22 protein-coding genes are annotated in these 22394 nt (G+C 40.8%); 11 read left to right on the top strand and 11 right to left on the bottom strand.

The window, feature by feature from the left end; genetic code table 11:
- From E1160_RS17185 to E1160_RS13905, 4 genes are all read right to left on the bottom strand, one after another.
- The coding region (locus E1160_RS17185; RefSeq protein ID WP_218048910.1) for an HNH endonuclease at nt 1-327 on the bottom strand (327 nt) is incomplete at its 3' end.
- A gap of 11 nt (nt 328-338) precedes the next feature.
- Entirely contained in the window at nt 339-995 is a 657-nt protein-coding gene (locus E1160_RS13915) for a hypothetical protein (protein WP_155156200.1), read from the bottom strand.
- 122 nt (nt 996-1117) lie between these two features.
- The gene (locus tag E1160_RS13910) at nt 1118-2578 is read right to left on the bottom strand and encodes an NAD-dependent succinate-semialdehyde dehydrogenase (RefSeq protein ID WP_155156198.1); all 1461 of its coding nucleotides are present in this window, start codon (nt 2576-2578) and stop codon (nt 1118-1120) included.
- A gap of 143 nt (nt 2579-2721) precedes the next feature.
- Nucleotides 2722-3486, bottom strand: a complete 765-nt coding sequence (locus E1160_RS13905) for a methyltransferase domain-containing protein (protein WP_155156196.1) — start codon at nt 3484-3486, stop codon at nt 2722-2724.
- 36 nt (nt 3487-3522) lie between these two features.
- Between E1160_RS13905 and E1160_RS13900 the strand changes: the two genes are divergently transcribed.
- Together E1160_RS13900 and E1160_RS13895 are read left to right on the top strand one after the other, a co-directional pair.
- Nucleotides 3523-3807: a DUF3572 domain-containing protein gene (locus E1160_RS13900; RefSeq protein ID WP_155156194.1), complete on the top strand. Its 285-nt coding sequence runs from the start codon at nt 3523-3525 to the stop codon at nt 3805-3807.
- 12 nt (nt 3808-3819) lie between these two features.
- Nucleotides 3820-5166, top strand: coding sequence for an MATE family efflux transporter (locus E1160_RS13895; RefSeq protein ID WP_155156192.1), 1347 nt, complete (start codon nt 3820-3822; stop codon nt 5164-5166).
- 2 nt (nt 5167-5168) lie between these two features.
- On the opposite strand, the gene E1160_RS13890 is transcribed toward E1160_RS13895, so the two are convergent.
- Nucleotides 5169-6497, bottom strand: a complete 1329-nt coding sequence (locus E1160_RS13890; protein ID WP_155156190.1) for a class I SAM-dependent RNA methyltransferase — start codon at nt 6495-6497, stop codon at nt 5169-5171.
- 147 nt (nt 6498-6644) lie between these two features.
- On the opposite strand from E1160_RS13890, the gene E1160_RS13885 reads away from it, so the two are divergent.
- From E1160_RS13885 to E1160_RS13870, 4 genes are read left to right on the top strand one after another with little or no spacing between them, the layout of a single operon-like run.
- Complete coding sequence (locus E1160_RS13885; protein ID WP_155156188.1) at nt 6645-7442, top strand: motility protein A; 798 nt, start codon at nt 6645-6647, stop codon at nt 7440-7442.
- 11 nt (nt 7443-7453) lie between these two features.
- Nucleotides 7454-8146 carry an OmpA/MotB family protein gene (locus E1160_RS13880; RefSeq protein ID WP_155156185.1) on the top strand — a complete coding sequence of 231 codons (693 nt, stop codon included), beginning with the start codon at nt 7454-7456 and terminating at the stop codon, nt 8144-8146.
- 30 nt (nt 8147-8176) lie between these two features.
- Nucleotides 8177-9001: an MBL fold metallo-hydrolase gene (locus E1160_RS13875; RefSeq protein WP_155156183.1), complete on the top strand. Its 825-nt coding sequence runs from the start codon at nt 8177-8179 to the stop codon at nt 8999-9001.
- A gap of 56 nt (nt 9002-9057) precedes the next feature.
- A complete protein-coding gene (locus E1160_RS13870) occupies nt 9058-10830 on the top strand; it encodes an HD domain-containing phosphohydrolase (protein ID WP_155156181.1) in 1773 nt (590 codons plus the stop codon).
- Nucleotides 10831-10846: 16 nt separating this feature from the next.
- On the opposite strand, the gene E1160_RS13865 is transcribed toward E1160_RS13870, so the two are convergent.
- A complete protein-coding gene (locus tag E1160_RS13865; protein WP_155156179.1) occupies nt 10847-11665 on the bottom strand; it encodes a LuxR C-terminal-related transcriptional regulator in 819 nt (272 codons plus the stop codon).
- Nucleotides 11666-11776: 111 nt separating this feature from the next.
- Here E1160_RS13865 and aguB point away from each other — a divergent pair, with 111 nt between their 5' ends.
- The 5 genes from aguB to E1160_RS13840 all read left to right on the top strand — a co-directional run bounded on the left by aguB (nt 11777) and on the right by E1160_RS13840 (nt 17158).
- On the top strand, nt 11777-12652 hold the full coding sequence (gene aguB / locus E1160_RS13860) for an N-carbamoylputrescine amidase (RefSeq protein WP_155156177.1): 876 nt from the start codon (nt 11777-11779) through the stop codon (nt 12650-12652).
- A 15-nt stretch (nt 12653-12667) separates the two neighbouring features.
- Nucleotides 12668-13681, top strand: coding sequence for an agmatine deiminase family protein (locus tag E1160_RS13855; RefSeq protein ID WP_218048909.1), 1014 nt, complete (start codon nt 12668-12670; stop codon nt 13679-13681).
- Between the two features lie 115 nt (nt 13682-13796).
- The gene (ssb, locus tag E1160_RS13850; RefSeq protein WP_155156175.1) at nt 13797-14300 is read left to right on the top strand and encodes a single-stranded DNA-binding protein; all 504 of its coding nucleotides are present in this window, start codon (nt 13797-13799) and stop codon (nt 14298-14300) included.
- Nucleotides 14301-14482: 182 nt separating this feature from the next.
- A complete protein-coding gene (locus E1160_RS13845) occupies nt 14483-15664 on the top strand; it encodes a glycerophosphodiester phosphodiesterase family protein (protein WP_155156173.1) in 1182 nt (393 codons plus the stop codon).
- Between the two features lie 174 nt (nt 15665-15838).
- Nucleotides 15839-17158 carry a uracil-xanthine permease family protein gene (locus E1160_RS13840; RefSeq protein ID WP_155156171.1) on the top strand — a complete coding sequence of 440 codons (1320 nt, stop codon included), beginning with the start codon at nt 15839-15841 and terminating at the stop codon, nt 17156-17158.
- 69 nt (nt 17159-17227) lie between these two features.
- Here E1160_RS13840 and E1160_RS13835 read toward each other — a convergent pair whose 3' ends face one another.
- The 5 genes from E1160_RS13835 to E1160_RS13815 form a co-directional block, all read right to left on the bottom strand.
- Nucleotides 17228-18082 (bottom strand): ABC transporter permease subunit, encoded by an 855-nt coding sequence (locus E1160_RS13835; protein WP_155156169.1) that lies wholly within the window; start codon nt 18080-18082, stop codon nt 17228-17230.
- A 1-nt stretch (nt 18083) separates the two neighbouring features.
- Nucleotides 18084-19040: an ABC transporter permease subunit gene (locus E1160_RS13830; RefSeq protein ID WP_155156167.1), complete on the bottom strand. Its 957-nt coding sequence runs from the start codon at nt 19038-19040 to the stop codon at nt 18084-18086.
- Nucleotides 19037-20176, bottom strand: a complete 1140-nt coding sequence (locus E1160_RS13825; RefSeq protein WP_328597161.1) for an ABC transporter ATP-binding protein — start codon at nt 20174-20176, stop codon at nt 19037-19039. The genes E1160_RS13830 and E1160_RS13825 overlap by 4 nt, the downstream gene beginning before the upstream one ends.
- 151 nt (nt 20177-20327) lie before the next feature.
- On the bottom strand, nt 20328-21422 hold the full coding sequence (locus tag E1160_RS13820) for an extracellular solute-binding protein (protein WP_218048908.1): 1095 nt from the start codon (nt 21420-21422) through the stop codon (nt 20328-20330).
- Between the two features lie 282 nt (nt 21423-21704).
- On the bottom strand, nt 21705-22394 hold a 690-nt coding region (locus E1160_RS13815; RefSeq protein ID WP_218048907.1), incomplete at its 5' end, for a TetR family transcriptional regulator.

Here is a 22394-nt window from a genome sequence, read left to right as displayed (position 1 = left end):
TTTATATCTCTTACCATTTTTGTTTTTTTTAATACGGCCTATAGATTCTATAGGCTGTTTTCTTACCCATTTAACAAACTTTTGAATGTCTTCATCCTGAAGGAGCTTCTCGGGTGAATTCATTTCTTTAGCAAGGAATTTCTCCGTGTATAAAGAATGAATTTTCTTGTGACAGACACGATGTAGGTAATTCCAATCTTCTCCATTTTGAGATTTTGGAATCCAATGATGCCTATCTGTTGAAGGACCAAGGATCATCATGCGTCCACAAATCGGGCAGGGGCCTAACTCTTTTTGTTTCGTTTTTGAAATGGAAGAGTTAGGCATGGTAAAATCCTTTAAAGAGCAACGATTCCTTCAGTATGGATTTTTTCAAATCGCTTTTTGCCGTCTTTTGGTTTGATTTGATCTTCTGGAATAATTTGCGAAGTTTCTCCTGCAAGAACTGGCGGTAAAATCACAGCACGCAGCAGCATGCTTGGTTCTTTATTATGTGCTTCAAGATCAAAGGTTTCACCACCATTGATAAACCAAGCACCTTGCGGTTTCATTTGAGCGACGTCTGTTCCGTGTAAGGTTTGGAAGCCACCCGCCATACATACATGGATAGCAGGTCCAAAGAGGCGCATTTGTTCAATCTCATCAGCTGGAGGCATACCAAGACTTTCACAACGGAAAAGAATATCTTCGCCTTCCTCAAATCCGACGGTTTGTTCATTCACTAAACGAGACGTAACACCCATCGGATCCATTTCTGGTTCCTGATCATCTTCAAATAACTCCCAACGCCATAAAAGTGCGCCGTCATGGCCTGTATTTACATAAGTGTTTCCATGTGCAAGTGCTGCTTCCTGAACTGAAATTGAACGACCATCACCAAGGCCAGCAGAACCTTGAAGGCAAAATAACAGACGACTGGAACCCGGCGTTAGATATTCTACAGCCCCACCTGGGCTGATACGGTCTTCATATAAGGCGAAACGAAGCAATAGCATTGATACAGACTCTTATCTCATTAAACTCTTTGTTGCAGGTTATAAGGTTTTTCACCTTCGATGCAATGCAAAAGGGCCCGCAAAACTGCGAGCCCTCTACAAATATGTATTTATGAATGGTTTTAAATATCGCCCATGCAGAGATATTTAACTTCCATATATTCATCTAATCCTTGATGACCGCCTTCACGACCAATACCGGATTCTTTAATACCGCCAAATGGTACGGTTTCAGCAGAAATGATACCTGTATTAATACCAACCATACCATATTCCAGGCCTTCACCGACACGCCATACACGACCAATGTCGCGGCTGTAGAAATAGGAAGCCAACCCAAATGGTGTGTCATTTGCGATTTGAATGGCTTCTTCTTCAGTTTTGAATTTGTAAAGAACCGCGACAGGGCCAAAGATTTCATTATTAGCAATTTCCATATCCAAGCTCGCATTGGTTAGAATGGATGGTGTATAGAAGTTTCCACCTAATTCGTGCGGATCACCGCCTAGTAACGGGGTCGCACCAGCTGCTTTAGCAGAGGATACTAAGCTGTCAATCTTTGCGATTGCTGCATCGTTAATTACAGGTCCCATGGTTATACCTGCTTCAAGGCCATGACCTACGTTAAATGCTGCCACCGCTTTGGCTAGTTTTTCACTAAATTTATCGTAGACACCTTCTTGCACCAGAATACGATTGGCACAAACACATGTTTGCCCTGCGTTGCGGAACTTACAAGCCAGAGCACCCTGAACAGCAGCATCAAGATCCGCATCATCAAATACGATGAATGGGGCATTGCCGCCTAATTCCAAGCTAACTTTTTTAACAGTTGAGGAGGCTTGGCTCATTAATAACTTACCCACAGGTGTGGAACCTGTGAAACTTACCTTTTTAACAATTGAATTACTTGTTAACTCACCACCAATTGCAGCTGCATCATCACGATCACCCGGAATGATGGACAAAACGCCAGCAGGGAGGCCTGCACGTTCTGCAAGTTCCGCAAGTGCCAAAGCTGTCAATGGAGTTGCCTCGGCTGGCTTGACAACTTGTGGGCAACCAGCTGCAATAGATGGAGCTGCTTTACGTGTGATCATCGCGGCAGGGAAGTTCCATGGATTGATACCGGCAGACACGCCGATGCCCTGCTTAATCGTTACCAAACGCTGTGCTGGATTATGAGTTGGAATTGTATCGCCATAGGCACGTTTTGCTTCTTCTGCAAACCATTCAAGGAAAGAAGCTGCATACATAACTTCGCCTTGGGATTCCGCCAAAGGTTTACCACATTCTGATGTCATTATAATCGCAAGATCTTCTTTGTTTTCCAACATCAGATCGAACCACTTACGTAGAATTGCACCACGTTCTTTGGCTGATTTCTCTTGCCAAGCAGGCATGGCCGCATCAGCAGCTTCAATGGCGCGACGTGTTTCAGCTTGACCACATTTCGCCACATCAGCGATTTTCTGACCATTCGCAGGATCATATACTGGATAAGTTGTTTGATTATCGGAAGATACCCATTCGCCATTGATATAGGCGTTGGTACTTAACAAGCTCATATCTTTTAATTGCATTGATTTATCCTTTACCCCTGCGGTTATCAGTGATGTTTTTGAGAAAGATTTTTGTGATCACATTTCTAAAATTCTTTAATCATGAATGCAACTTTTTTCTAATGGTATTGATGATAAAGAATATGCGTATTACTACATGAATATTAATGAATAGCTAGAATAAACAAACGCTTGAATGGCAAAAGTGTTTTGCCGTTAGACTGTTTGGGATAAGCTTCTAGAATGAGGTTACGATAATGTTGTTCAAAACGAATTTTATCTTCATCATTTAGCGTTTGTAAGAATGGCCTTAAATATGAACCAGCAGTCCAGTCCGCTACTGGATTTTCTCCTTCAAGTTCTTGTAGGTAATCTGTCTCCCAAATATCCACCTGACGGCATAGTGGGGATAGTATGTCATAATAATGATCAGGGTTATTTACAGGTATAGGGTAAAATAACCCCTCTAATTTATTGAAAAGTCTCGTTTCTTTTGCTGCTCTTTTAACATATTGATGTGTTGGTCTTCGATAATTATTAGGCATCTGAATGGCAAAAACACCGCTATTTGAAAGCTGTTTGATAAGATTGGGAAATAGGGTTTCATGATTGTGAAGCCATTGAAGACACGCATTTGAGAAAATTAGGTCTGCAGGCTGGTCGGGTGAAAAGGTCTCTGCATTTTGTTTTATCCAGTTTATATCTGAATAAGTTTGTTTTGCTTTTGCCAACATTTCATCAGAAGAGTCATAGCCCGTAACATTCGCATTTATCCACTTTTGGGACAGAAGATGTGCAACATTACCTGGGCCACACCCCAAATCAGCAATTTCATTAAAATTCTTGTTCGGGATTCTATTAATTAGGTCAACAGCGGGTTGCAATCTAGTTCGTTCAAAGGATAAATAGGCATTCGGATCCCATTCCATGACGCACCTCTACAATAAATAATCAGGATCAAGACTATGATAAGCGAAAAAGAACAGGCAGAACAACTCGCTGCAAGCGCTCTTAGCTGGATTGCCCAAGACCCGGATAGACTAGGGCGATTCTTGGCAATATGTGGAGTAGGGCCTGCAGAAATTCGTGAGCGTGTTGGCGATCCGGCATTTATGGGAGGTATTTTAGACTTCCTATTGGCTCATGAACCTGATTTGATTGAGTTTGCAGAATGGGCAGGGGTGGAGCCATCTTTCCCAATGCAAATTCGACCCGCATTACCAGGGGGTGAGGACTATCATTATTCCTAAGCGAATAAACTAATGTATCACGTTTCTAACAACGACGCATGGTCTTGGCGTGGGAAAGTGTGGAGACTTTCCTATCCAATTATTTTATCTAATTTATTCATACCCTTACCAGGGATTGTTGATACAGCGGTTTTAGGACGTTTGGATGATGAATCTTATTTAGGTGGGGTTGCACTTAGTGCTGTAATCTATTCCTTTATTTATTGGGGAGTCGCTTTTTTAAGAAAAGGAACTACTGGTCTTGGCGCGCAAGCATATGGCGCTAAAGATATGCAGGAAGTATGGGCAGTCCTGTTTCGCGCAATTGGCGTGGCTGTCTTTTTAGCTATCTTACTAATCGTTATTCAAATACCGATTGCTTGGTTGTCTTTTTGGGCTTTTGAAGCAAGTGAGCAAGTCGAATTACATGCCCAAACATATTATTATATTAGAATTTGGGGCGCTCCAGCCTCATTTTTGAACTTTGTTTTTGTCGGATGGTTATTAGCCTTACAAGACTCAAAACGTCCAATGATTCTTCAGATCATAGTTAACCTCTTAAATGTCTTATTAGACTTATGGTTTGTTTTAGGTCTTGAGATGACGGTTGATGGTGTTGCTCTTGCCACCGTTATTGCTGAATATTCAGGGGTTATTGTTGGACTTTACTTTATCTTTGGACGCAGGAATTTATGGCCAGAAACAGGGCTAAGTAAATCGGTTATATGGAATTGGCAAAAAGTTAAACGAATGACCGTTGTGAATAGAGAGTTATTTATACGTTCTTTGTTACTCATGTTTGCTTTTGCTTATCAAACTGCGGAAGCAGCAAAGATGGGGGATACATTTTTAGCTGCAACAGTCATTCTAGGACATTTATTTCATATTTGCTCTTTCGGGCTAGATGGCTTCGCGCATGCTAATGAAACACTTGTAGGTCAAGCCGTTGGCGCAAAAGATCGTAAAACTTTTAGCGCCGTGAACCGTGCAAGTTTTGAACTAGGCCTCCTTGTTGCGCTCGGAATGTCTGGAATTTATTATATTTCCGGTGATTATTGGATTGGTTTTTTTACAGATTTACCTGAATTGATAACGGTTTCTTCGGAGTATCTTATCTGGATGGTGTTGATGCCACTCTTTGGTATGTGGTGCTTCATTTTTGATGGCATATATTTTGGTTCAACGCATGTGGTTGAAACGCGTAAAGCCATGATAATTTCTGTCTTTGGATATTTGTTATCTATGCAGATACTTGTACCGACATTTGACGAACATGGTGTTATGGCAGGAATGTGTGTCTTAATGACGTTACGTGGATTAACACAGTGGTATTATTATCCAGCATTACGGGATTCAATCCCTATAAGGAAGAAGGCGTGAACCTATAATGACTCACGCTTCAAAACCACAACGGCTTCCAAATGGGCAGACCATGTAAACTGATCCACAGGTGTAGCCTCGACTATTTCATATCCACCATCGACAAGGATACGAAGATCACGCGCCAATGTTGCCGGATTACATGAAACAGCGACAATTGTTTCGACATTTGACCAAGCGAGGTTTTCTGCCAAACGTTGTGCACCTGCGCGTGGCGGGTCAAAGACGACAGCATCAAATGTATTTAGTTCGTCACTGCTAGGCGGGTTTTTTGCCAAATCAATGGATTCAACGGTAATCTTTTGCCCTGCAACAGCTTTGCGCATGGCTGATACTTGATCTTCTAATCCGTCAGCTGCATGAATAATCGGTTTTTGGGGAAGAGCAGCAAGAGGAAGGGTGAATGTGCCACATCCGCAATAAAGATCAGCGATTTTCTTCGCACCACTAACGGCCTTACAGACCAGATCAACGAGAATATCTTGCCCTGCTTGACTTGGTTGTAAAAACGCACCGATAGGAACAGCAACATCTGTTTGTGCAAATTTGATATCTGCAGGTAACAAAGCACATACAGGTTCTACCCAGCCGTCATTTTCCCAAGCGATGCGTGCCACCTGATGCTGATTAGCAAATTCGATAAGATTTTCGCGATCATGAAGTGTTAATTCCCCATTATTGTTGGGCACAAATAGGATATCCAAACCGTTTTGCGTTTCGGTTGCTTGAACATCTCCCCCCATTGAAAAACCTTCAATGGATCCGCTAAGTTGACGTAAAATTGATAATGCTTCAGAAAGTTTAGGGGATAGGAGTGGGCAAGTTTCAATATCAACAATTTGTTTACTAAAAGGACTGTTAAATCCGAACACACATTTGTTTTGCGTTGGTTTTACGGCAAAACGGGCACGTCTACGAGTTCCTGCAGGAATCGACTTTGTTGGGTTTATAGGAAAATCGTCTAAGCCTTTTTGATGTAATGTTTTGGTGAGAGTCTCTCTTTTCCAATCAGAGATTGCCCCATCTGCCATATGTTGCATGGAGCAGCCGCCACATTGACCGAAGTAATCACATTTCTGATTAACTCGGTTTTTTGATGGTTGTTGAATGCTTTCAAGTTTGGCAGCGATACCTTCACCGCGTTTCGCAATAGTTTTTCCAACGGCGATTTCTCCGGGTAAACTATAAGGCATATAGATTATGCGACCTTTATTATCCGTGCCAATTCCATCTCCACCGGCTCCAAGACGTGTGATTTCCACTTCCACAGGGTGAGAGGTGAATTGGGGTTTTTTTGACTTTCGATTCCGACGATTATGATGTGAAGGCATTATTTTGTTTAACTTTTTCTGCGATTCTAGTACTTTATTCGTATAGTAATCTATAAAGGGGTATCAGACATAGCCGTTTTTACGCGCTAACCATGGGAATAGCAACTTGTCTGATATAATGAAAGTTACAGGTAAAGACAGGTCAAAATGTCTATTAATAGTTTTATCGGCTTTTTAGCGGCATTTGGGTTATTTATTGGCTCCATTTTTTTGAGTACAGATAATCCGTATATTTTTGTGGATGCACCTAGTTTAGTTATGGTGCTTGGCGGTACTTTAGCAGCAACTTTTTTGGGTCAGGAAGCCCGATATGTTATGCTTGCATTAAAGGCAGCTTTGAGCATTTTTGCGCCTCAGCGTATTGGGCGTAGTATTATGAATCAAGAAGTTGGCCGTGTTATTAAATGGGGATATATCGCGCAGCAAAATGGCATCGTTGGCTTGGATGACGAGTTAAAGAAAGTAAAAAATGATCCTTTCATTTCATTTGGGCTTGAGATGATTTTATCTGGCCATTCAGGTGAGGATGTTCGCGAAAATATGTTACGTATGGTTGATACAACTTTTGAACGTAACATGGTAGCTGCGAATATTTTGAAAACCATGGCTGGGACGGCACCTGCTTTTGGTATGATTGGTACGTTGGTCGGATTGATTATCATGTTGGATAATATGGGGGGAGACCCCAAAAGTCTTGGGCCTGGGTTAGCTGTGGCTTTGAATACAACTTTATATGGCGTTGTTATTGCTCGGATGGTTTTTATGCCTGCGGCGAATAAAATGACACAAAGAAATCAAATTTCCCGTTTCCGTATGGAACTTATGGCGGAAGGTATGGCTTTATTATCGGATCGTAAAAATCCTCGGTTGATTCAAGATCGTATGAACAGTTTCCTTGATCCAGCTATTCAATATGACATTGATAAGCAACTGGCGAATAAGTAGGGAATGCTTTTATGAGGCGTAAGAAACAAGATGTTGAAGAGGAAGACTCAGAAGATTGGCTTGCAACTTATGCAGATGCGATAACACTCCTTATGGCTTTTTTTGTGATGCTTGTTTCTTTCTCAAAAGTTGATATTCCAATGTTCGAACAGGTACAAGCTGGTATTAAGGAATATGTTGGCGGACAAGACGATCCAACCAAAACACCGATATTTGAGTTACAATCCATATTATCAACCTCTATAGAGGAAGAAGATAGTTTGCCGCCGGAAAGTGTAGATGTAGGGTTTGATGATGTTGGAGTTGTCATCAATTTTGGAAGTGGCTCTTTCTTCGAAGATGGTTCGGCGGATTTAACTGACCCAGCCAAGCTGGTTCTTAAGAAAATTAAACGTGAACTTCAAGAAACACCATATGATCTATTTATGGTGGATATTGAAGGACATACTGATTCTGATCCTATTGTTGATACATCTATTTATCCCTCAAACTGGGAACTTTCCGCTGCCAGAGCAGCATCTGTGGTTCGATACTTGATTTCACAAGGTATGGACGCGTATCGTATGAAAGCGTCCGGATATGCAGATACGAAACCAAAAGTTCCAGAAAAAGATATGTTAGGAAATCCATTGCCAGAAAATAAAGCTCAAAACCGACGAGTGTCCATTCGTCTTTTTCCTGGATTTGCAAATGAAGCATTTTAGTGAATATCTATTTGCAGGAAGGTCATTTTAATGTCGTTTAACGTTAAATTCTGGGGGGTGAGAGGATCAATTGCCTGCCCATCTCCGCAGCATATAGGTTTTGGTGGTAATACCAGCTGTGTCGAAGTGAATGCTGGTGGGGAGCGATTGATATTTGATGCAGGTACTGGCTTAAAAGGCCTTGGTGAAGCCATGGTGCAAGAAGAAGGAGGAAGTGCCTATATCTTATTATCCCATACACATTGGGATCATATTAATGGTTTTCCGTTTTTTACACCTGCTTATATGCCGAATTTCAAGTTGAAAGTGATGGCTGGACATGTGCGTCATGAAGGCGGCATTCTAAAGCTTTTTAGAGGGCAGATGGCACAACCGTTTTTTCCAATTCCCTTAGAGGCAATGCAAAGTGATATGGTTTTTGAGGATTTCACGTCGGGTGAAGAAATTGTTATTAATGATCAAGTTATTGTAAAAACAGCCGCTTTGCATCACCCGAATGGTGCCACAGGCTATCGTGTTGAGTATAAGGGACGCGCGGTTTGCTATGTGACTGATACAGAACATATTCCGGGTGAAACCAACGAAAATGTGGTAGAGTTGATTAGAGATGCTGATCTCGTTATCTATGATTGTACCTATACAGAGGAAGAATTCGTCTCCAAAGTTGGGTGGGGACATTCTACTTGGGAGGAAGGCATTCGACTTTGTAAACTTGCAAATGCACGAATGATGGCCATATTCCACCATGATCCTAGTCATACGGATGATGTGATGGAGCAGATCGAACGTAATGCCCGCAATGAATGGAATGGTGCGATTGTCGCGCGAGAGCAAATGAAAATTACGATTGTGTAATGAATTTGAAATGAACTTTCTATAGGTATAAGAATAAATCAAGGTTAACCAAATTAATGTATTACGATAGAAGAGATAGCGACAGAGACGAAGGGGACGACCGCCGAAAGACGGATGTGGGGCGTCGATCCAGTGAGAAATTCTTTTATCGTCTTGTTGATTTGGGGATTGCGCTTTCAGCGGAGAAAAACCTTAACCGTCTTCTTGAAATGATTTTGCTTGAAGCCAAAGAAATAACACATGCTGACGGGGGGACTTTATATCTTGTCAACGATAAGGCTGATGGCCTTTCATTTGAAATTATGCGTACAGATAGCCTTGATATCGCAATGGGCGGTACAACAGGTGTAGATATTACTTTCCCACCTGTCCCACTTTACCGAGATGGAGAACCTAATTTAAATAACGTCGCTTCAGCTGTGTATCATGCAAAGAAAGCCAGTAATATCCCCGATGCGTATGAAGATCATGACTATGATTTTTCAGGCACAAAGGCATTTGATGCCAATATGGGATTTAGATCGAAATCGTTTTTAACTGTACCAATGATTAATAACGATGATGAAGTGATTGGGGTCTTACAGCTTATTAATTCAAGAGATGAAGAAGGCGAATCTATTCCGTTTAGTCGCTCCTTACAGCCAATTATTCAAGCTCTGACATCTCAGGCAGCAGTAGCATTAGAAAATCAACAACTGATTCAAGCACAAAGGAAATTATGGGACTCTTTGTTGCAGATGTTAGCATCATCCATTGATGATAAATCTCCATATACGGGGGGGCATTGTCAAAGAGTGCCAGAAATCACTAAAGATTTGGCGCGTGTTGCATGTGAATCTGATGATGGAATTTTTGCTGATTTTGATCTGACCGAAGATCAATGGTATGAATTACATGTGGCTTGCTGGCTTCATGATTGTGGTAAAATTACAACGCCAGAATATGTGGTTGATAAAGCATCCAAGCTTGAAACTATATATAACCGCGTACATGAAATACGTACTCGATTTGAGGTTCTTCTCAGAGATGCAGAAATTGTATATTTAAAACGCTGTCTTGCTGGTGAGGATGAGGCTCAAGCAAAAGCAGATTATGAGGCAGAGAAAATTCGCTTGAAAGAAGAGTGGGATTTTGTGGCCAAAGCCAATGTCGGCGGTGAATTTATGGATGATGCAGACATTGTTCGTTTACAAGAGATCGGTGCTCAAGAGTGGACGCGAAGTTTTGATAGTACTTTGGGATTAAGTCCTGTTGAAAATATGCGGGTAAAGGAGTTAAATATTCCCGCAGCACCTGCGATTGAAAAATTGCTAGATGATAAAGTGGAGCATAAAGTTGATAAATATAACTTGGGTGAGCTTTATAACCTAGCAATTCAACGCGGCACCTTAACTGCTGAAGAGCGCGAAACGATTAATGATCATATCGTTGTAACAATCAAGATGTTGGAACAATTACCTTTTCCTAAAAAGATGCAACGTGTTCCCGAATATGCGGGCGGCCATCATGAGAAAATGGATGGTAGTGGGTATCCAAATGGCTTGAAAAAAGAGGATATGTCTTTACCTGCACGTATGATGGCAATTGCGGATATCTTTGAGGCTCTTACGGCAGCGGATAGGCCGTATAAGAAAGCGAAAACAGTTTCTGAATCTTTAAAAATCATGACCTTTATGGTGAAAGACCAACATATTGATCCAGATTTATTTAAACTTTTCTTGGAAGCCGGGGTTTGGAAACGTTACGCAGATACATTCTTACGTCCTGACCAAATTGACGATGTAAATGTCGCTGATTTCATTCCGGATGATAAATATCTAACCCACTGATTTTTAGGAATAGATACTATTTTTTAGTTTCTGTTAATGGACCGATGGCAGAAATTACAAGAGAAAACAGTTCTGCTTGTGATGATATTCTGAGTCGGTTGTATATATTTCTTCTATGAACTTTAACCGTATCGGCACTAATTTCAAGTAAGAGCCCGATTGATGTAGCTGAATGTCCACGCAAAGTTAAGGCAATGATCTCGGCTTGCCTGTCGGTTAAAGACAATCCTTCTTTTTTTTCTATTGCCGTCTGAATACGTATTTTGAGAGGGTCGCTTTCTTCTTCCAGATGAAGGCGAGAGTCACTAAAATTATTCCATTGTTGCTTCATTAATGCCAGTAACATTGGGGCGATAAGCTTGAGATGATTAAATTCTTTTTTCGTCAATCGATCATCATAATCAAGCAATCTGAAAAGAGATAAGACAAGTGTATATCCTGTCTCCGTATAAGTGATGAAGACGACTTCATCACTTATATCTGTTTCTTGATAATATGTCTCGAAATATGGTGTGTTTTTGAATCGGTCTGGTGCGATTTCATCTAATAATTTATAGCAGCCAGGCTCGATCTGGTTAAGATGTGCTGAATAGACCGGATCTAATAGATAAGCTCTTCTGATATATTCAACGAGAGATTCTTCAGTGACATCATCAGAATATACTTTATGTAAGATAATAGGTTGTTTTTCTTGGTAATAGGCAAGGGTTACAGCATGATCAAAATAGATCATATCTTTCAGAAAACTTTTATACGCTTGATCGAAGTTTGGGGTGTGCAGTGCATTGGTTACTTTGGCCAAGGCTGTGATGATTTGATCAATCTTACCTATCATTATAAAGCATTCTATTTAATTTTACTATTAAGGTAGTACTACTGTAATTGTATATTTTTTGCAATTAATATCCATAAGATGTGTATATATAACATATCTAGGAGTGAGAATATGGTGAAAGTGAAAGTGGCGGCAACACAGATGTCATGTAGTTGGGATATTGAAAATAATATTCAAAAAGCTACGGGACTTATCAAAAATGCCGCAGAAAAGGGTGCACATATTATATTACTACAAGAACTTTTTAAGACACCATATTTTTGTATCGAAGAAGATTATGAGTTTAACAAACTGGCAGAGCCATTTGATAACAATGAATTAATAAGTTATTTCAAAAAATTAGCGAAAGAATTGCAAGTCGTTTTACCAATCTCTTACTTTGAACGCGCGGGGAATACTAGATTTAATTCTGTCGCCATCATTGATGCAGATGGCGAAGTAAAAGGTCACTATAGGAAAAGTCATATACCACATGGGTCTGGATATCAGGAGAAATTTTATTTCAGCCCAGGTGATACTGGGTTTCAAGTGACACAGACGGCTTATGCAAAAATTGGCGTGGGCATATGTTGGGATCAATGGTTCCCTGAAGCGGCACGTGCGATGGCTTTGAAGGGGGCAGAATTGCTGTTCTATCCCACAGCAATTGGGAGTGAGTTATCAATAGAAGGTCATGATAGTAGTGGTCACTGGCGCCGTGTAATGCAGGGGCACGCTGGTGCTAACTTGGTACCGCTGATTGCCTCAAACCGAGTGGGTAAAGAAATTGCAAAAAACAGTGATAATCACCTCTCTTTTTATGGAAACTCTTTTATTGCAGATCAATTCGGCGAAATCGTCAATGATGCAGATCGTGAAGAAGAGACAGTTTTAGTCGCGGAATTTGATTTAAATATATGCCGTGAGATGCGTGATTCTTGGGGAGTTTTCCGGGATCGTCGACCGGATTTATACGGAGATATTCTGAAGATGGATGCGTCTGTTTAAAATTGGGAGGGTAGAATGACTTTGGTAAACGAATTAGATAACCGTTTTTATATGCCCGCTGAATGGGAAAAGCATGATCGTTGTTGGATGGCTTGGCCGCGACGAGATGGGTTTAATAGCAAAGCAACTAAAGAAAATTATGCGGCAGTAGCGAAAGTAATTAGTGAATTTGAACCTGTATCGATGGTGACACATCCTGATGATGTAAGTGAAGCTCAGCAATTACTTGGTAATCATGCTGAAGTTATCGAAATTCCAAATGATGATGCATGGGCGCGTGATAGTGGTCCGAATTTCTTGATTGATGGCAAGGGAAATATCGCCGGATCATGTTTTTCTTTTAATTGTTGGGGAGAGAACTATTTCCCTTATGATAAAGATGCCAAGATGGCTGAACGCATTATGAAACATGAAGGTTTTCAATATATTCGATCGTCGTTAAAAGCTGAGGGCGGTGGGATTACGGTTGATGGTGAAGGAACTGTTATTACAACTGAATCATGTTTCTTAAATCCCAATAGAAATCCCGGTTGGACGAAAAAGGAAGTGGAGGCCGAGCTTAGCTATTGCTTAGGTGTTGAGAAAGTTATCTGGCTCCCTGGAAATGTGGATGAGGACGAAACAAATGGCCATGTGGATGGCCTTGCTGCTTTCGCTCGAGCTGGTGTTGTGTTGATGGAAAAAGCTTTTTCATCTGAACATCCGTTTTATCATATCTTAAATGAAAATATTGCGGCGATGACAGGGCAGACAGATGCGAAGGGGAGAGAGATCGACATCGCTTTTATTGAAGACGCATGGGGAGCTGAAGAAAAGGGAGATCGATTCTGTCTATCATATATTAATGCCTATCTAGCAAATGATGCGGTGATTATGCCGAAATATAATTTACAAACCGATGAACGAGCCCGAATGGTATATGAAAAACTGTATCCGGATCGAAAAATTGTTCAAGTTCAAATAGATGATATTGCTCAAGGAGGTGGAGGTATACACTGCATCACTCAGCAACAACCTTCTGCAAAATAGAAACCCTTGCAAGTCAAGTGTTGTGATTAAAGCAACACTTGATTATGCTACGCCCCTAAATGAAGTAATTCGTATTTCGAATAAAATTGATCACTACTAAATTATTGGGGGCCTTATGTCTGGCAGCTTAAATAAAGTTATTCTCGTTGGTAATCTGGGCGCTGATCCGGAAATTCGTAACACTCAAAACGGGGATAAAGTTGCGAATTTACGTATTGCGACGACTGAACGTTGGCGTGATCGTGATGGCAATAATCAAGATCGCACAGAATGGCATCGTGTGGTGATTTTTGGTAAAATTGCTGACGTTTGTGAACGTTATTTACGTAAAGGTTCTAAGGTGTTGATTGAAGGCAAACTTCAAACACGCAAATGGCAAGATCAAAGCGGTGCTGATCGTTATTCAACAGAAGTTGTCGTATCTGGTTTCGGCGGGAATATGACGATGTTGGATAGCCGTGGTGAAGGCGGTAGTGCTTCTGCTGGTGGTGGCTTTGGTGGCGGTCAGCAATCAAGTGGCGGTTACGATGATGGCTTTGGTGGCGGTTATAGTGGTGGCTCCGGTTCTGGTGGCGGCTTTGGCGGTAGTGCGGATCTCGACGACGAGATTCCATTCTAGTCTCCGGTTTAACCATTTTGATGAATGATTTTTAACGCCGCCCAGTTCTGATGAACTGGGCGGTTTTTATTTGTTACTATTCGTTTCATATGTATTTAATAATTTGTTTTTATTGTCATACCTTGGTCAAATTGAGTAGTCATGACGTCGTCAGCACGAGTTTTAAAAGGATTGGTTCTATAATGAAGGCGCTATTTTTTTGCATAATGATTTTATGTTCAACTTCATTTGTAAGTTTTCAAGTTGCTGCAGAAGACATCATATCAAGACCATTACAACTTATTAAGCAAATGAAGCCCAGTGCTTTAAAGGAAAAATTACTCTCTTGTCGGGGGCAACCGAATACTAAGACATCATTTTCCATAGGGCATAGAGGCGCTCCATTACAATATCCCGAACATACGGTTGAATCTTATATTGCCGCGGCGAATATGGGCGCGGGTATACTTGAATGTGATGTTACCTTCACAAAGGATAAGGTATTGGTGTGTCGTCATTCTCAAAGCGACTTACATGAAACAACTGATATTTTGGCCAGCTCACTTTCCAATACATGCGCGGTCCCGTTTCAGGCAGGATTAAATGGAGAAAACGCGAATGTACAATGTCATACAAGTGACATTACATTGGCAGAATTTCGCTCCCTAAAAGGTAAGATGGGGAAGGTGAATAAAAAGGCGCAAACGATTAAGGAATATTTAGCCGAGAATAATGGGGCAGGGCAGGTCATCACCCATTCAGAATCTATAGAGCTCTTCAAATCATTAAACGTAAAATTTATTCCTGAATTGAAACGACCTGTCGTTGATATGCCTTATGATGGATTTTCTCAGGAAGATTATGCTCAAAAGTTAGTCGACGAATATAAAGCTGCAGATGTTCCTGCTGAAGACGTTTATTTGCAATCATTTAGTATTCAGGACATTTTATATTGGCTTAAGAATGAGCCTGAATTTGCTAAGCAGGCCGTTTATTTAGATGGACGTTTTCGTAAAGATAGCTTCGATATCTCAAACCCAGATACTTTTGAGCCAAGCATGGGGGAGCTTAAGAAGGAAGGTTTGAATTTCATTGCCCCACCATTATGGATGTTGGTGCAATCAAAAGAGGGTGAAATTATCCCTTCGCCATATGCAAATGAAGCAAAAAAGGCTGGACTTAAAATTATTGCGTGGACTGTGGAGCGTTCCGGTTCCTTAGAAAACGGTGGTGGTTGGTACTACCAAACTATTTCAGATTTGATCGATAATGATGGTCAGGTATTTGAATTACTGGATGTACTTGCGCAAGATGTCGGTGTTGTTGCTGTGTTTTCGGATTGGCCTGAAACAACCACTTATTATGCAAATTGTATGAAATTATAACATTCTTATGTGACTTTAATTTCCACTAAATTACTGTGGCTTCACAAAGAAATTGGAATCTGCCTATATTACATTTGTGTTACATAATGTGGCACTTTTGGGGATAGGGGCCATAAACTAAATATAATCAATAGCCTCTATATCAAATTTTCCTTTCTTGAACAGGAGGCTATTATGATTGAGGGAACAAGCAAGTCCGATTTGCAAAATCCGGACTATACACCCCCTTTACAACAAGCAGTACCACTTGGCATCCAGCATGTATTGGCAATGTTTGCCAGTAACGTGACACCAGCTATTATTATCAGTTTAGCTGCAGGTTTTACATTTGGATCTTCCGAGATGGTTTACATGATCCAGATGGTTATGGTTTTCGCTGGTATTGCCACACTTATACAAACAGTTGGTCTTGGGCCGATTGGCGCTAAGCTTCCAATCGTGCAAGGCACAAGCTTTGCTTTTATTCCTGTGATGATTCCCGTAGTTAAGACAGCTGGTATGGCCGCGCTTTTTGGTGGCGTTGTGATTGGCGGGATATTTCATTTCTTCTTAGGTACAGTTATTGGCCGTATTAGAAACGCGTTACCTCCTTTGGTGACTGGGATTGTTGTGTTGACCATCGGTCTATCTCTAATACCAGTTGGCATAAAATATGCTGCTGGTGGCGTGCCTTTGATGGGTAAACCAGAATTTGGAACATGGGAGCATTGGTCTCTGGCCTTAATCGTAATCTTCGTCACATTAGGGTTGAAGTTTTTTACTAAAGGCATGTTATCGACAGCAGCTGTTTTAGTTGGTTTGGTTGTAGGATATTTAATCGCCATTCCGATGGGTATGGTGAATTTTGGTAAAGTAGGAGGGGCGGAATGGTTTGCAGTTCCATCCCCTTTACAATTTGGTTTTGAAATTAATGCAGCTGCAATTATTGGTATGTGTCTAATGGGGATTGTGTCTGCCATCGAAACTGTCGGGGATATTTCTGGTATCACGAAAGGTGGGGCAAATCGCGAAGCAACGGATAAGGAAATTTCTGGTGGTACAATGGCAGATGGGGTTGGAACAGCGTTAGCTGGTCTGTTTGGTGGTTTACCAAATACCTCGTTCAGTCAGAATGTGGGGCTCGTATCCATGACCGGTGTTATGAGTCGTCATGTAGTTTCGTTTGGAGCTATCTTCCTGATTATTGGTGGTTTAATACCAAAGTTTGGAGCTGTTATTTCCTCCATGCCGACAGCTGTGTTAGGCGGTGGTGTTATTGTAATGTTTGGCATGGTCGCCTCGGCAGGTATCAATATGTTAAGCGAAGTAAATTGGAATCGTCGTAATATGTTGATTTTGGCGGTTTCCATGTCTGCGGGTTTAGGTCTACAAGCTGTGCCTGACGCACTTCAACATTTACCATCCACAATGAAAATATTGATGACTTCAGGATTGCTACCTTCAGCGTTTTTAGCAGTGGTTTTGAACCTGATTTTACCAAAACATGAAGAATAAGTTATAGATAGAAAATACAGAAAAAGGGCTCAGCAAAAACTGAGCCCTTTTTTGTAACAAACTGAAAGATTAAGCTGCTTGCTCATCCTTTGTTGTTTCCATCGCTGCCATTTGCTCATCAACTTTACGCTGTTTATCTTGGCGCAACATTAACCAACCTGCGATAAATACGCCAATTGCTACAGTCAAAATAATCAATGTTGCAAGTGCATTGATATCAGGGCGTAAACCCGTTTTGACTTTGGAGAAAATATACATTGGTAATGTGTTCGCGCCAGGACCTGCTGTAAAGCTTGCGATTACTAAGTCATCAAGTGACATGGTAAAGGCAAGTAGCCAGCCGGAAATCATGCCTGGGGCAATCAATGGTAAAGTAATATCAAACAATACGCGAAGTGGTTTGCCACCTAAATCCATGGCTGCTTCTTCCAAAGACTCATCCATTCCAGCCAAGCGTGCTTGTATGATTACGGCAACGAAAGCCATAGAGAAGGTGATATGGGCAATAGTAATTGTCCAGAAACCGCGTTCGGGTATCCCCAAGGCATTTTCCAATGCGATGAATAGCATCAATAATGAAAGGCCAGTGATAACTTCTGGCATCACCAATGGTGCTGAAATCATACCTGAAAATAATGTACGGCCTTTGAATTTACCAAAACGTACAAGTGCGATACCGGCCATCGTTCCTAGGACAACCGCAGCACAGGCAGTGACAAATGCGATTTGTAAACTCAAAATAGCAGAATCGATAACCAATTGATTATTAAGTAATTCGCCATACCATTTGGTAGAAAATCCACCCCATACAGTTACAAATCTTGAATCATTGAATGAATAGATAACCAACAGCACCATAGGAATGTATAGGAAGGTAAACCCAATACACATTAACGTGGTAACAAATTTAGAATTTTTACTCATTTTATGCTGCCTCCGTCTCTTTTGCTTGGTAATGCTGATAAATCATCATCGGTACGACCAACAAGATCAGTAAAGCAATAGCAACAGCAGAAGCAACAGGCCAATCTTTATTGGCGCCAAATTCGTTAAAGAGTTGGCGACCAATCATGGCAACGTTACCTCCACCTAGTAGATCAGGAATAACATATTCACCTGTAGCAGGAATGAAAACTAACATTGAACCAGCAACAATACCGGGAATTGATAAGGGTAGAGTGACGGTTAAAAATGTTGTGATTGGTTTTGCACCTAAATCAGCAGCTGCTTCATTTAGCGTCATATCCAGTTTTTCAAGGCTCGCATATAAAGGCAAAATCATGAAAGGCAAATAGGAATAAACGATACCTACATATACAGCGAATTGTGTATATAAGAATTGATGAGGCTCGTCCAAAATACCAAGAAAGATCAGAATATCGTTTAATTCGCCACCCTGACCAAGAATACCCATCCACGCATATACTCTTAACAAGAAAGATGTCCAGAATGGTAAAATGATTAGCAGAAGTAAAATATTTCGGACTGAAGTTGAGGATCGTACAATGCCATATGCGATAGGATAACCAATCAATAAACACATGATCGTTGAGTTAAAGGCAATGACCACTGAATTGAGATACGTCTCATAATAGAGCTCATCTTCCCAGAGATATGAGAAGTTTTCAAAGATCAAAGTGATGGTTAAATATCCATCTTCTGCCCATTCCCATAAAGGTGTATATGGTGGTCTTGCATAAGCTGGCTCCGCCATAGAGACCTTAAGAACAAGGATGAATGGTGCTAGAAAGAAGATTAATAACCAAGCATATGGTATTAATAATAAAAGAAATTTCCAGCTTTGCTGGAGTTTGTCATCTAACCAAGAAAGCGTCGATCGCTCCTGTATTGATGACTCATTTGAGATCGCATTATCACTCATTTTGTCAACAATACCGTCGCGGACGGCTCCCAAGTTAATGTTACTTTATCATCCCAATCAACTGCCCATTCAGCATCTTTTGGACGCACGATATTTTGTGCAGTGGTTTGAACGATACGCCCTGACGCCAATTTGACACGATATATGGAATGATTTCCCATATACCCAATATCATCAACGGTACCAAGTAACTGATTTGGACCTGCTGCAACTGCGTCTTTGTTAATGACGAGTTTCTCTGGACGCACGGCGACCCAGACTTTTTGTCCTTCTTTTACATTCTGACCATGATCAATATAGAATTCTGTACCATCTGTCCCTTGCACAGTTACATGGTCGGCACTGTTATTGGTTACGCGACCTTCAAACATATTAACATTACCGATGAAGCCTGCTGTAAAGCGGCTTTCTGGATATTCGTAAATTTCTGTTGGCGTACCAATTTGAATGATGTCGCCTTGATCCATTACAGCAATGCGAGTGGAAAGCGTCATGGCTTCCTCTTGATCGTGTGTTACGACCATAAAGGTAATACCAAGTTGTTCTTGTAAATCCATTAATTCAAATTGAGTTTGTTCACGGAGGCGTTTATCCAATGCACCTAATGGCTCATCCAATAAAAGTAGTTTTGGTTTCTTAACCAATGCACGCGCCAAGGCGACACGCTGACGTTGGCCGCCTGACAATTGATGTGGTTTGCGAGACGCAAATTGTCCTAATTCCACCATATCAAGGATTTCAGTTACACGGCTGGCGATTTCTAATTTAGGAACGCCATCACGCTTTAAACCATATGCAACGTTTTTCTCTACGGTCATGTGTGGGAAGAGGGCATATGACTGGAACATCATATTCACAGGGCGTTCATATGGGGGGATGCCTGCCATATCTTGGCCATCAATGAAGATGTGACCAGATGTGACCTCTTCAAATCCTGCGAGCATTCTTAATAATGTTGTTTTGCCACAACCGGACCCACCCAAAAGTGAGAATAATTCACCTTGATATACATTAAGATCAATACGGTCGACGGCTGTGAATGCACCAAATTTCTTGGTTACATTTTGGATCTTGATGAAAGGCTCAATGCTTGAATCAAGCCAAGGCCGATCTTCAATTTTAGTATCTAATGGCACCCTGCTTACTCCGATTAATTATGCTTGGTTTGATCGTCTATATTAAAAATGTGATCACAATATGTAAAGATTTAATGTGATCACAATTTCAATAAATAGAAAAAGAAAGGCGTAATCCAATTAGGAAAACGCCTTTCTTTCGCATTCACAATTAGTTGGCAGACTTAAAGTTTGTCCATGTACGTGTACGAACACGGTTAACTTTTTGTGGTAATGTCTCACCAGTATACATTGTCGCAACTTCTTCCGCTGGTGGATAAGCTGCTTTGCTGTTTCTTACAACCTCGTCTACAAGCTCATCGGCTGCATGGTTGGTATTTGCATACCATACAGTATTAGAAGCATCTGCCGCAACTTGAGGACGGTTCATAAAATCAATAAATTTATATGCACCTTCAACATTTCCTGCATCAGAGGGAATCATCCAAGAATCTACCCACAGAGCAGATGCACCTGGATGTGTGAAGAAATCGACTTTAAGATCTAGACCAGCTTCATTTGCTGCATCTTGAGCTAATAGGCCATCCGGGCCCCATGTAACCATCACGCAAAACTCTTTTTCTGCTAAACGTGTGTAAGCATAGTTATCAAATGTTTTAATATATGGGCGAACGGATGCTAGTAATTCACCAGCTTTTTTATAATCTTTTTTGCTTGTGGAGTTGGGATCAAGGCCGAGATAACCAAGCGCCATTGGAATCACATCTTCTGGGGAATCTAAGAAAGATACGCCACATTGTGCCAATTTTTCCATATTTTCCGGCTTGAAAATCATGTCAAAATTCATAGGCGCATTAGGAAGAACCTTCTCAACTTCGGAAGGAACAAAGGTAACGCCATTAGTGCCCCACATATAAGGCACCATATATTTGTTACCCGGGTCCCATTTTTCCATGAGTTTTAAAATATCTGTACGAATATTTCCATAGTTCGATAATTTGCTTTTATCGATTTCGTGTAAAATACCCGCCTTTACCAGCTTTGCAGATGTAGAGGAGGAGTGATCTACAACGTCATAGCCCGTTTTGCCCGCTAAAAGTTTAGCATCAACAGTTTCAACTGAATCATATGTATCATAAACTACATTGTAACCGGTTTCTTTAGCGAAATCTTCGATTGTTGTTTCACCAATATATTCAGCCCAGTTGTAAATGCGTAAATCTTCCGCGCCTGCAGAAGTCGCAGCAAACGTCATAGCGGCGGTTGCTGCACCTGCAAACGCAGATTTTAATGTTGCTTTCTTCATTTAGATAGTCTCCCAATTTTTTTTAAAGTGACCTGTTCTGCCCGTTTTAAGCCTGTGCATGGCTGTATCTAAATAATTATTTAATAGTAGGATGCCAAAATATGATTTGATCAAAATATTAAAAAACGACCAAATTTTGACTTCTACTCCTTCGGGAGATTTCTAGGTAACTATAAAATCTCCAGAAAATAACGGAAAAACAGACACTTGTTTATATTGCCATTAATTTTCCATTTTTGCAAAGCAGATACAAGCTTTGCAAAACTTTATTCATTTATCCTTTTATTTTAGCCTACGTTTGTAGATTTCGACTTGGTCGACACAATCTGGATAGATTGATGATACAATATCCAATGTTGCGTTAAGCGATTTTTTGCGATCAAATCTTTGCGGCGTTAAAAGGTAACGATTCCATAAACCGTTAATCATACTTTCAATTGTCAGCATAGCACTATGGCCGTCCATTTTTGCGGTAGGGGAGGCACTTAGTTTTTCGCATTCTGTTTCGATAATATTACCAAACTCTATATCTACATCATTATATAGCTCTTTATACAATGGATGTGCTTTTGCTTCTCCCCAGAAAGCATGCCAAATCCCGATTTTCTTTTCGTTACATATTTTTGGGTCGAAATCCGTTCGTATCATCGTACAAAGGCGATCAATAGGTTCATCTGGTGATTTTGAGAGTGCAGAATGTAACGTGTTTCTGTATTCGCTTGTCATATAGCGCAACGTTTCTTCGAAAAGTATCTCTTTACTTTTGAAATGGAAGATCACAATCCCTTGGGATAAGCCCGCTTTAGTAGCCACCTTTGCAAGGGTTGTACCCGCAAAGCCAACTTCATCAATACAATCTAATGTCGCATCAATAAGCTGTTGTCGCCGAAAGGCCTTATTAGCGGCCCGGCTGCGACTAGGTTTTTTAACCTCTGGTTTGATCGTCATTTTATTCATTGTGATCAAATTTTC

It is taken from the genome of Curvivirga aplysinae (assembly GCF_009711445.1).
Taxonomy (GTDB): Bacteria; Pseudomonadota; Alphaproteobacteria; order UBA8366; family Aestuariispiraceae; genus Curvivirga; species Curvivirga aplysinae.
This window is presented reverse-complemented; position numbering and strand designations above follow the sequence as displayed.

Coding starts and splice junctions, on each gene's coding strand:
- E1160_RS13915 (WP_155156200.1), bottom strand. CDS start 995: ATGCTATTGCTTCGTTTCGCCTTATATGAAGACCGTATCAGCCCAGGT.
- E1160_RS13910 (WP_155156198.1), bottom strand. CDS start 2,578: ATGCAATTAAAAGATATGAGCTTGTTAAGTACCAACGCCTATATCAAT.
- E1160_RS13905 (WP_155156196.1), bottom strand. CDS start 3,486: ATGGAATGGGATCCGAATGCCTATTTATCCTTTGAACGAACTAGATTG.
- E1160_RS13900 (WP_155156194.1), top strand. CDS start 3,523: ATGATAAGCGAAAAAGAACAGGCAGAACAACTCGCTGCAAGCGCTCTT.
- E1160_RS13895 (WP_155156192.1), top strand. CDS start 3,820: ATGTATCACGTTTCTAACAACGACGCATGGTCTTGGCGTGGGAAAGTG.
- E1160_RS13890 (WP_155156190.1), bottom strand. CDS start 6,497: ATGCCTTCACATCATAATCGTCGGAATCGAAAGTCAAAAAAACCCCAA.
- E1160_RS13885 (WP_155156188.1), top strand. CDS start 6,645: ATGTCTATTAATAGTTTTATCGGCTTTTTAGCGGCATTTGGGTTATTT.
- E1160_RS13880 (WP_155156185.1), top strand. CDS start 7,454: ATGAGGCGTAAGAAACAAGATGTTGAAGAGGAAGACTCAGAAGATTGG.
- E1160_RS13875 (WP_155156183.1), top strand. CDS start 8,177: ATGTCGTTTAACGTTAAATTCTGGGGGGTGAGAGGATCAATTGCCTGC.
- E1160_RS13870 (WP_155156181.1), top strand. CDS start 9,058: ATGTATTACGATAGAAGAGATAGCGACAGAGACGAAGGGGACGACCGC.
- E1160_RS13865 (WP_155156179.1), bottom strand. CDS start 11,665: ATGATAGGTAAGATTGATCAAATCATCACAGCCTTGGCCAAAGTAACC.
- aguB (WP_155156177.1), top strand. CDS start 11,777: ATGGTGAAAGTGAAAGTGGCGGCAACACAGATGTCATGTAGTTGGGAT.
- E1160_RS13855 (WP_218048909.1), top strand. CDS start 12,668: ATGACTTTGGTAAACGAATTAGATAACCGTTTTTATATGCCCGCTGAA.
- ssb (WP_155156175.1), top strand. CDS start 13,797: ATGTCTGGCAGCTTAAATAAAGTTATTCTCGTTGGTAATCTGGGCGCT.
- E1160_RS13845 (WP_155156173.1), top strand. CDS start 14,483: ATGAAGGCGCTATTTTTTTGCATAATGATTTTATGTTCAACTTCATTT.
- E1160_RS13840 (WP_155156171.1), top strand. CDS start 15,839: ATGATTGAGGGAACAAGCAAGTCCGATTTGCAAAATCCGGACTATACA.
- E1160_RS13835 (WP_155156169.1), bottom strand. CDS start 18,082: ATGAGTAAAAATTCTAAATTTGTTACCACGTTAATGTGTATTGGGTTT.
- E1160_RS13830 (WP_155156167.1), bottom strand. CDS start 19,040: ATGAGTGATAATGCGATCTCAAATGAGTCATCAATACAGGAGCGATCG.
- E1160_RS13820 (WP_218048908.1), bottom strand. CDS start 21,422: ATGAAGAAAGCAACATTAAAATCTGCGTTTGCAGGTGCAGCAACCGCC.